Origin of the sequence: Actinomadura alba (genome assembly GCF_014323705.1) — a bacterium.
GTDB classification, from domain to species: domain Bacteria; phylum Actinomycetota; class Actinomycetes; order Streptosporangiales; family Streptosporangiaceae; genus Actinomadura_C; species Actinomadura_C alba.
The window spans coordinates 41,053-50,362 of the sequence record NZ_JABVEC010000048.1 but is presented as its reverse complement, the minus strand read 5'-3'; the positions used below and the strand labels follow the sequence as shown (position 1 = coordinate 50,362).

The following is a 9,310-nucleotide window of genomic DNA, read 5'->3' as shown; positions in this document are numbered from 1 at the left end:
GGGTTCGGATCGGGGTCGGGGTTCGCGAGGTGCGGGCCGAGTGCTTCGGCGAGGCTCGCGGCCGTCCAGGTGCCCTCCGTACGCACGGTGTGCGCGACCACCGGCGCGGCCATCACCGCCACCATGCCGCCGTGGACGATGATGACCTGGCCGGTGACGTGCTCGGCCGCCGGCGAGGCGAGGTAGACGACCAGCGGCGCCACGTGGTCGGGCGACAGCGGGTCGGCGCCGTCGGCGGGGGCCGGCCCGAACACCTCGGCGGTCATGCCGGTACGGGCGCGCGGGCAGATCGCGTTGACCCGGACGCCGTAGCGGCCGCAGGCATGCGAGATGGAAAGGGTCAGGGCGGCGATGCCGCCCTTGGCCGCGGCGTAGTTGGGCTGGCCCGCGGCGCCGAGCAGGAACGCCTCGGAGGAGGTGTTGACGACCCGGGCGTAGACCGGGCCGCCGGTGTCCTTGGCCTTCTGCCGCCAGTAGGCCGTGGCGTGCCGTGAGGTGACGAAGTGCCCCCGCAGGTGAACGCGGATGACGTCGTCCCATTCCCGCTCGGACATGTTGAAGATCATCCGGTCTCGAGTGAAGCCCGCGTTGTTCACCAGGATGTCGAGGGAGCCGTAGGCGCTCAGCGCGGTCTTCACGACCCCCTCGGCGGTGGCCCCATCGGCGATGTCGCCCTCGTGCACGGTGGCCGTGCCGCCCCTCGCCCGGATCTCCTCGGCGACGGCGTGCACGGCGTCTCCCGGCAGGTCGTTCAGCGTCAGGCGCGCACCCGCGGCCGCCAGGGCGAGGGCCTCGGAGCGGCCGAGCCCGCCGCCCGCTCCGGTGACGACGGCGACCCTGCCCTGGAGATCTGTCGACTGGTCCTGCTGATCGCTCACGAACCGACCACTCCTCCCCGTGGGACCCGTGGGTCCATGGGGTCTGCGGGACACGTGGAACTGTGGGGACCCGAGGGCTGACTGAGCGCTTGCTTGGCCCTCCAGCTAGAACACGTTCTAACATGAGACCCCGGCCGCATCAAGGCAGTCGACCGCCATGTGACGCTCCCCACCCGCCGCCCGCCGCGGGACGTGCGCCCCCCTCAGCGCAGCACGAAGCGGATGGGCTCGTCGCCGTCGTAGCGCCGTGCGACGCCGCGCCGCTCGAGGGTGCGCAGGTGGGCGGCGGCCTCGCCGGCGGCCATCTGACGCGATATCGGTGACATCGCCTCCCACGCCGATCGCCACCCCATCGCCGCCGTGAGCTCCCACAGCGTCGAGGGCCGGTCGGTGAGCAGGCCCGTGACCTCGACCAGCCGCTCCTCGTGGTGTTCGGCGATCTCGCGCGCCCGTCCGGCCAGGCCGGTGAAGCGGTACTGGTGCGCGGGCAGCACCTCGCCGGCCTCGATCTCCTCGACCCGTTCGAGCGAGTCCAGGAAGTCGCCCAGCGGGTCCACATCCGGTAGGTCGTACGGGTAGAGGCCGATGTGCGGGGTGATCCTGGGCAGCACGTGGTCACCGGTGAAGATCCGGTCGCCGTCCTCCAGATGCAGGCAGATGTGCCCCGGGGAGTGTCCGGGCGTCCAGACCACGCGCAGCTTGCGCCCGGGCAGGTCGACCAGGTCGCCGTCGTCGAGCTCGCGGTCCGGTACGGCCGGCGGGTCGGTGGGCGGGCCCATCGCCTCGCGGTCGCCGATGTCGGCTCCCGCCTTGCGGGCGGACGCCAGCCGCAGCTCACGGGCCCTGCCGTCGCGGACCATGTCGTGGAACAGCCGGACGAGGGCGGCGTCGGCGTGGTGCATCGCGATCCACGCGCCCGAGGCCTCGCGGACCCGGCCGGCGAGACCGGAGTGGTCGGGGTGATGGTGGGTGACCACCACCCCGCTGATCTCGGTGACGTCGAGTCCCAGGGTGGCGAGCCCGTCCCGCAGCGCCGCCCAGGCGTCGGGATGCTCCCATCCCGCGTCGATCAGCACCGGTCCTCGCGCGCTCTCGAGCGCGTACACCAGGGTATGGCCCAGGGGGCTGCCCGGGATGGGCACGGGAACGCTCCACACCCCGTCGCCGAGGTTCTCCGGAGTGGGGGACGGTCGCACGCGGTCTCGCTTTCGATGGGTTCGCGGGGTGTCGGTGGCCAGGTCGGGTCGGGTCGGTTCGGTCAGACGCGCTGGAGGACGGTCGCGGTGGACAGGGCGCCCCCGGCGCACATCGTGACCAGGGCGGTCTCGGCGTCGCGGCGCTCCAGTTCGTGCAGCGCGCCGGTGATCAGCCGGGCCCCGGTGGCGCCGACCGGGTGGCCGAGGGCGATCGCGCCGCCGTTCACGTTGACCTTGTCCAGGTCCGGTTCGTGGACCGACGCCCACGACAGGACCACGGACGCGAACGCCTCGTTGACCTCGAACAGATCGATGTCCTCCAGGGTCATGCCGGCCGCTTCGAGAACCTTCGCCGTCGCCCGCACCGGCCCGTCGAGGTGATAGTACGGCTCCGCGCCGACCAGCGCCTGAGCCCGGATGCGGGCTCGCGGCGTCAGCCCGCGCGCCCTCGCGGCGTCCTCGGAGGTCACCAGTACGGCCGCCGCCCCGTCGGAGATCTGCGACGACGTTCCCGCGGTGTGCAGCGCCTTTTCGCCCATGACCGGCCGGAGCCGCGCAAGCCCCTCGGGCGTGGTCTCGCGCAACCCCTGGTCCCGGCGCACGCTGCGGGTCTCGCCCGTCGGTTCACCCGCGTCGTCGAGCACCGGCGCCTCGATCGGGCTGATCTCCCGGTCGAAGCGTCCGTTGGCCCAGGCCTTGGCGGCCAGGCGCTGGGATCGGACCCCGAAGGCGTCCAGGTCGTCGCGGGTGATGCCGCGCCGCGCGGCGATCCGTTCCGCTGCCTCGAACTGGTTCGGCAGGTCGATGGACCAGTCGTCCGGCCTCGGCCGGGCGGGCAGCACGTTGCTGCCGAGCGGCGCCCGGCTCATCACCTCGACGCCGCAGCCGATCGCGGCGTCCACGACGTCGCACTGCACGAGCGCCGCGGCCAGGTGCACGGCCTGCTGGCTCGACCCGCACTGCGCGTCGAGCGTGGTGACCCCGGCCTCGTACGGCAGCCCGGCGTACAACCAGGCGTGCCGCCCCACGTGGCCGCCCTGCTCACCCGCCTGCGTGACGCACCCGGCGAAGACCTGGCCGATCTCACGAGCGTCGATCGCCGACCGCTCCACCACCGAGCGCATCGCGTGGGCGAGCATCGCCTGGGGCTTCAGACCGGCCAGCCACCCGCCCCGCCTGCCGATGGGCGTCCGGACGGCCTCGACGATCACTGGGGTCCCCATGCGGCCTCCTCTGGAACAACTTCTAGAACGCCATTCCGGTTGTAACTGTAATCTGTTCTAGTTTCGGCGGGGAAGGCGGGTGCTCGCCGTGCCGGTCGGCCCGAGCGGCCGCGTGGTCGTCCGGGACGCGGCGGGCCGGGCGGGCCGAGGATGGGCTAAGTGCCTCAAACGCGGTTGAGTATGTTCACTCTGTGTCGGGCGGGCACATTCGGTGAGGCTTTCGGCATCGCTTCATCACGACGAGCACAGGAGAGGCGCCTGCGATGAGAGCCCGCATCAGAGGGGTCGCGGCCCATCTGCCCGCACGGATGGTCACCAGCGCCGAGGTGGAGCGGCGGGTGGCCGACGAGAGTGACGGGTTCGTCCCCTACGGAGGCATCGTCGAGCGGATGACCGGGATCCGGGTGCGCCACGTCGCCCGCGACGATGAGCAGGCGTCCGACCTGGCCGTCGCCGCGGCCGGCAAGTTGCTCGCCAACGAGGGCGTCGCCGCCGAGCAGCTCGACCTGCTCGTCTTCGGCTCGGCGTCACAGGACCTCGTCGAGCCGGCGACCGCGCATATCGTCGCGGCCAAGCTGGGCGCGCGCTGCCCGGTCTTCGACGTCAAGAACGCGTGCAACAGCTTCCTCAACGCGCTTCAGACGGCCGACGCGCTGATCCGCACCGGGCAGTACGGGAGGGTGCTGGTGTGCACCGGTGAGGTGCCGTCGCGCGCGATCCGCTGGCGGGTGCGCGACCGGGCGCAGTTCGTCGACGCGTTCGCCGGTTACACGCTGTCGGACGCGGGCGCCGCGATGCTGCTCGAGCGCGGCCACGCCGGGGGAGTGTTCTACCGCGACTTCGCCGCCGAGTCGCGGGCGTGGGACATCGGCACCCTGCCGGGCGGCGGCACGATGCACCCCCGCGACCCCGACTACGGCTACTTCGCCGGGGACGGGCGCAGGCTCAAGGACGCGTTCCTGCTGAAGGGCCCGGGCGTCTTCCTCGACGCGCTCACCGCGACCGGCCTGACGTGGGACGACTTCGCGATGGTGGGCGTCCACCAGGTGACTGTGCCGTACCTGCGGATGCTCCGCTCGGCGCTCGGCATCCCGGCGGACAGGCTGGTCGTCACCCTGCCCGATCACGGGAACATGGCCGCCGCCACCCTGCCCGTGCAGCTCGCGGCGGCCATCGAGGAGGGCCGCTGCGGCCCCGGTGACCGGATCGCACTGCTCGGCCTGGCCGGCGGTGTCAGCCTCGGCGTCGTCTTCGCGGAGCTCTGAGCCGATGACGGGGAGCGCTGAGCCGATGACGGGGAACGCTGAGCCGATGGCACGGAACGCCGAGCCGATGACATGGAGTCCCGATCCGATGACACCCTCCTCTGGTCTGTGGGTCGTCATCCCGGCGTTCAACGAGGAGCGCTCGCTGGGCGCGACGCTGAGGCGGATGGCCGAGCAGACCGACGCCGACTTCGCGCTGGTGGTGGTGGACAACGCCAGCACCGATGACACGGCCGGGGTCGTGCGGCGGTTCGCCGCCGAGCATCCCGGCGTGAACCTGCGGCTGGTGACCGAGCCGGAGAAGGGCACCGGGACGGCGGCCGACACCGGGATCCGGCACGCGATCGCCTACGGCGCCACCTACATCGCGCGCACCGACGCCGACTGCCTGCCATCGCCGGGCTGGGTGGCCGCGGTGAAGCGGGCGTTCGGCGAGGGGCTCGAGATGGTCAGCGGACCGTTGCGCCCGCGCACGGACGAGTTCCGGCTCAAGTGGTGGGAGCGGCGGCTGCTCCCGGCGGTGGTGTCCGTGGCGGCGCTGTTCGGCCGGCTGCGTCCGGGCAACCGCGACCCCGCCCACCTCGGCCCGTACGTCATGATGCCCGGCTGCAACGTCGCGATCACCGCCGCGTTGTACGACCGGGCGGGGGGCTTCCCCCGTACCAGGATCGAGGACGTGCACGAGGACCGCGCGCTGGTGAACCGGGTGCGCACCCTGACGCGGGCGTACGGCCTGCGCAATGACGTGGTCGTCTTCGGTTCCGTGCGCAGGCTGCGGGCCTACGGGCTGGTGGGCACGCTCGGCTGGTACGCCGACCATCGCTACAAGCCCGACGTCGTGGACATCCGGTGACCCGCCGGGCCCCGTCTCCTCCCGTGATCATGCAGTTGTTCGCGCGGAAGGGGCGCGAACAACTGCATGATCACGGCGGTGGGAAGCGGAAGGGGCGCGATCACGGTGGTGGGAAGTGGGAGAGGCGGGTTCAGCTGGCCGCTCATCCGGTGGCGTATCCGCTGCTGAGGGCGGTCGCCCGGTGCGGAGCGGTCGTACGGGTGCCGGGGGTCGGGGTCGTGGTCAACGACGCGGCGGCGGCGCGTGAGGTGCTGCTCGACGGTGACTCCTTCCGCAAGGACGGGCCCGGCTCGCCGGGTGAGCTGTGGACGCCGGTCCTCGGCCCGTCGGTGCTGCTCAACATGGAGGGCGAGGGGCATCGGGAACTGCGGCGCAAGCTGGCCGGGCTCTTCACCCCCGGCTACGCGGAGCGGCTGTGCGACGACGTCCTCGCCGGGCCCCTCGACCGGCTGGCCGGCCGGCTGCGCCGAGGGGCCGCCGTGGACGTGGCCGACGAGATGCGGGTCATGGCCGGCGCGGTGATCTGCGAGGTGATCGGGCTGGAGGCCACCGGCGAAACGGCCTACCGGCAGATGTTCGCCCAAGGCGAGGAGATCGTCTCGATGGTGTCGCTGCGCAAGCGCCGGCTGTCGGCGGCACAGGCCGCGCGGGCCCGGCGGGTGCTGGACCCGATCGGCGCCATCGCCGCGAGGGCGTACGCCTCCGGCGACGAGCGCACGGTGATGGGCCGCATGCGCGCGCTCGGCCTGTCGGAGGCCGAGGCGCGCGGCGCGGCCGGTGCCTTCTTCCTCACCGGCACCGAGACCGTCGCGACGCTGGTGCCGAGGCTGATCGCGCTGCTGCACGATTCCGGCCGGCTGGAGCAGGTCGCCGCCGACCCCGGCCGGCTGCTCGACCCGAGCATCGACGAGGCGATGCGGGTGACCACGCCCACCCCGGTGATGCTGCGCAGCGTGCACCGGAGCTCCCGGGTCGGCGGGGTCGCCGTCGAGCCGGGTGACCGGGTGCTGATCGCGACGTACAACTGCTGTCGCGCCTTCGGCCCGTTCGACCCGGAGCGGCCGCCGCTCGATCCGCGCCGGCTCTGGTTCGGGGCGGGGCCGCACTTCTGCCTCGGCTACCCGCTGGCGATGGCCGAGATCCGGGCCGTGGCCCGGACCCTGCTCGCCGCCACGCCACTGGAGATCGTGCGCAGGCGGCCGGCGCGCGGCGTGCTGATCCCCGCGTACCGCTCCGTTGAGTTGCGGCGTGTCGGTGGTGCAGAGCCCCCTGTGACCCCCGACACGCCGCGAGTCAACAAGGGGGGAGGGTGGGTGTGACGCTTGTCCGGCTGGTTCTCCGACAGGCGGCTCGTACGCCTGACTCCGTGGCGCTCGTCGGGGGCGACGGCGCCGAGCTGACGTACGGGGAGCTGCGCCGTCAGGTGCTCGCCGTACGACATGGGCTGGTCGAGGCGGGGCTGGAGCCGGGCGAGGGTGTCCTGTTCTCGGTGCGCCCCTCGCCGCGGGCCCTCGCGCTCGCCCTCGGCGTGGTCGCCGCCGGGGGAGTCGTCGTCTTCGCCGACCCGGGCGCGGGCCCGGAGATGTTCGCGGCCCGGCTTGACCTGGCCCGGCCTGCGTGGTCGGCCGCCGAGGCGGTGCTCTACGCGGGCAGCCGGCTCGCGCCCGTGCGGTCGTACGCGCGCCGCCGGGGCCTGCTGCTGCCCGACCTCGGCCGGCTGACGGTTCCGGGCGGCCGGGCGATGCGGCACGTCTACACCGGCCGGTGGCTGCCGGGGGTGCCCCCGGGGGCGCTGTCACTGGCCCGGCTGACGCGTGGCGCGGCTCCGGAGCCCGGCACCGACGATGACGCCCGGCCGGACGCGCCCGCGGCCGTGATCTTCACCTCGGGCACCACGGCGAGCCCTCGCGCGGTCGTGCACACCCAGGCGTCGCTGGCCGCGGCCCTGGAGCTCTTCCGGGCCCGGCTGCCGCTGGGCCCGGGCGACGTCGTGCACACCGACCAGCTCATGCTCGGGCTGCCGACGCTGATCTCCGGTGCGCGCTGGTCGATGCCGCCGCTCGGCTGCTCCCCTGCCGGTTTCGCCCGCGGGCTGCGCGACCGCGGGGCCACGCACACGTTCTGCGTCCCGGTACAGCTCGACGAGGTGCTCGACGCGCTGCGCGCGGAGGGCACGGCGTTGCCGGAACACCTGCGCCACGTGCTGCTCGGAGCCGCGCCCGCGCCCGCCGGGGTGCTGCGGCGCGCGGTGCGCGCCGCCCCGCACGCCGAGGTGCTGTCGGTCTACGCCATGACCGAGATCCTGCCGGTCGCGATCGCCTCGGCCGGCGAGAAGCTCGCCCACACCGAGTCGGGCGGCGAGGGGGACCTGCTCGGCGCGCCACTGCCGGGCATCGGGGCCAGGCCCGCCGAGGACGGGGAGCTGCTGCTCTCGGGCCCCAACCTGTGCCGTGGCCACCTCGGCCACCCGCCCCTCACCGAGCTTCCCACGGGGGATCTCGTCCGGCTCGACGGGGCCGGTCGCCTGGTGCTGACCGGGCGCAAGAAGGACATGCTGATCCGGGGGAAGTTCAACCTCTACCCGGGGTTGTACGAACCCGCGATCACGGCCCTCGACGGGGTCGCCGAGGCCGCCATCGTCGGGCTGCCCGATCCGCGCACGGGTGACGAGGAGGTCGTCCTCGTGGTCGTCGGCACACGGCACGGCGCGGACGCCGACGACCGGCTGGCCGGCCGGCTCCGGCGCGAGCTCCCCGATGTGATCGACTCCGCCGCGCTGCCGGACCGGATCGCGGTGCTCCCCGAACTACCGCGCTCGGGTCGCGGACGCAAGGTCGACCGGGACCGGCTGCGCGAGCTCGTGCACCCCGGAGCGGCACCGTGCTGACCGTCGCGGTGACGGGCGCGTCCGGGTTCGTCGGCGGCGCGGTGTGCCGGGAGCTCGCCCGGCGTGGTTGCGCCGTCCACGCGTACGGGCGCCGTGCCCAGATCGCGCCGCCGCACGTCGGCGGTGCGGCCTACCGGTCGTGGGATCTCACCCGGGCCCCCCTCACGGAGGCGCCGCGCGTGGATGCGGTCGTGCACTGCGCAGGCACCGTCAGCGACTGGGGCCCGGCGGCGGAGTTCTTCGTCACAAACCTGGGCGGCACCAGGAACGCGCTCGCCACCTTCCCGGGTGCCCGGTTCGTGCACGTCAGCACGGCCAGCGTGTACGACCCGTACCGCCCGACGGTGATGGCCACCGAGGACGAGGCGCCGGTCCGGCGCTACGCCAACGCCTACGGCGCCTCGAAGGCCGCAGCCGAGCGCGCCGTCCTCGCCGTCGCGGACCGCCCGGTCGTCATCCTGCGGCCGCACGCGGTGTACGGGCCGGGCGACACGACGCTGCTCCCACGGCTGCTGTCGGCGGTGCGCGGCCGGCGGCTGATCCTGGCCGGCGACGGCCGGCAGCGGGTCAGCCTGACCTCGATCGGCAACCTGGTGCGGGCCTGCGTGCGCGCCACGGACGCCCGGGCGGATGAGGGCGTGTTCAACGTGACCGACGCGGAGCCGGTCGCGCTCGACGACGCCCTGCGCGCGATCCTCGCCGAACGCCGGGTCGACGCGCGCCCGGCGTACGTCCCGGCGCGCGCGGCCTGGCCGCTGGCCTCGGCCGTGGAGGGCGTGCACCTCCTCGCGAGGCGCACGGAGCCGCCGAGGCTCACCCGCTACGCCGTCGGTCACCTGGCGGTGGAGCGTACGCTCGACATCACGGCCGCCCGGTCACGACTCGGGTACACGCCGGTGTCGACCTCCTTCCGGGGGGCCGCCACATGGTGAGCGCCTGATACCGTCCGAAACCAGGTACGAACGCAGTGCGTCCGATAAGTCATACGAAGCTCTCGTACATCGGCGG

General features: G+C 73.6%; 8 protein-coding genes. 5 read left to right on the top strand and 3 right to left on the bottom strand.

Annotated elements, in window-relative coordinates:
• The 3 genes from HKK74_RS35665 to HKK74_RS35655 form a co-directional block, all read right to left on the bottom strand.
• Positions 1-878, bottom strand: an 878-nt coding sequence (locus tag HKK74_RS35665; RefSeq protein WP_187247832.1) for an SDR family NAD(P)-dependent oxidoreductase, incomplete at its 3' end; no start/stop codon positions are given.
• 203 nt (positions 879-1,081) lie between these two features.
• Positions 1,082-2,074, bottom strand: a complete 993-nt coding sequence (locus tag HKK74_RS35660) for an MBL fold metallo-hydrolase (RefSeq protein ID WP_187247831.1) — start codon at positions 2,072-2,074, stop codon at positions 1,082-1,084.
• A gap of 62 nt (positions 2,075-2,136) precedes the next feature.
• Positions 2,137-3,297, bottom strand: coding sequence for a steroid 3-ketoacyl-CoA thiolase (locus HKK74_RS35655; RefSeq protein ID WP_187247830.1), 1,161 nt, complete (start codon positions 3,295-3,297; stop codon positions 2,137-2,139).
• 263 nt (positions 3,298-3,560) lie between these two features.
• On the opposite strand from HKK74_RS35655, the gene HKK74_RS35650 reads away from it, so the two are divergent.
• From HKK74_RS35650 to HKK74_RS35630, 5 genes are all read left to right on the top strand, one after another.
• Complete coding sequence (locus HKK74_RS35650; RefSeq protein ID WP_187247829.1) at positions 3,561-4,562, top strand: 3-oxoacyl-ACP synthase III family protein; 1,002 nt, start codon at positions 3,561-3,563, stop codon at positions 4,560-4,562.
• A gap of 25 nt (positions 4,563-4,587) precedes the next feature.
• Positions 4,588-5,415 carry a glycosyltransferase family 2 protein gene (locus HKK74_RS35645; RefSeq protein WP_246492309.1) on the top strand — a complete coding sequence of 276 codons (828 nt, stop codon included), beginning with the start codon at positions 4,588-4,590 and terminating at the stop codon, positions 5,413-5,415.
• 149 nt (positions 5,416-5,564) lie between these two features.
• Positions 5,565-6,734 carry a cytochrome P450 gene (locus HKK74_RS35640; protein WP_312882121.1) on the top strand — a complete coding sequence of 390 codons (1,170 nt, stop codon included), beginning with the start codon at positions 5,565-5,567 and terminating at the stop codon, positions 6,732-6,734.
• On the top strand, positions 6,725-8,302 hold the full coding sequence (locus HKK74_RS35635; protein ID WP_312882120.1) for a class I adenylate-forming enzyme family protein: 1,578 nt from the start codon (positions 6,725-6,727) through the stop codon (positions 8,300-8,302). The genes HKK74_RS35640 and HKK74_RS35635 overlap by 10 nt, the downstream gene beginning before the upstream one ends.
• Positions 8,296-9,234, top strand: coding sequence for an NAD-dependent epimerase/dehydratase family protein (locus tag HKK74_RS35630; RefSeq protein WP_312882117.1), 939 nt, complete (start codon positions 8,296-8,298; stop codon positions 9,232-9,234). Before HKK74_RS35635 ends, HKK74_RS35630 begins: the two co-directional genes overlap by 7 nt.
• The last annotated feature ends 76 nt before the right edge of the window (positions 9,235-9,310 follow it).

Excerpts from the sequence above, each read along its gene's own strand:
- HKK74_RS35655 (WP_187247830.1), bottom strand. The coding sequence starts at position 3,297 with ATGGGGACCCCAGTGATCGTCGAGGCCGTCCGGACGCCCATCGGCAGG.
- HKK74_RS35650 (WP_187247829.1), top strand. The coding sequence starts at position 3,561 with ATGAGAGCCCGCATCAGAGGGGTCGCGGCCCATCTGCCCGCACGGATG.
- HKK74_RS35645 (WP_246492309.1), top strand. The coding sequence starts at position 4,588 with ATGACGGGGAACGCTGAGCCGATGGCACGGAACGCCGAGCCGATGACA.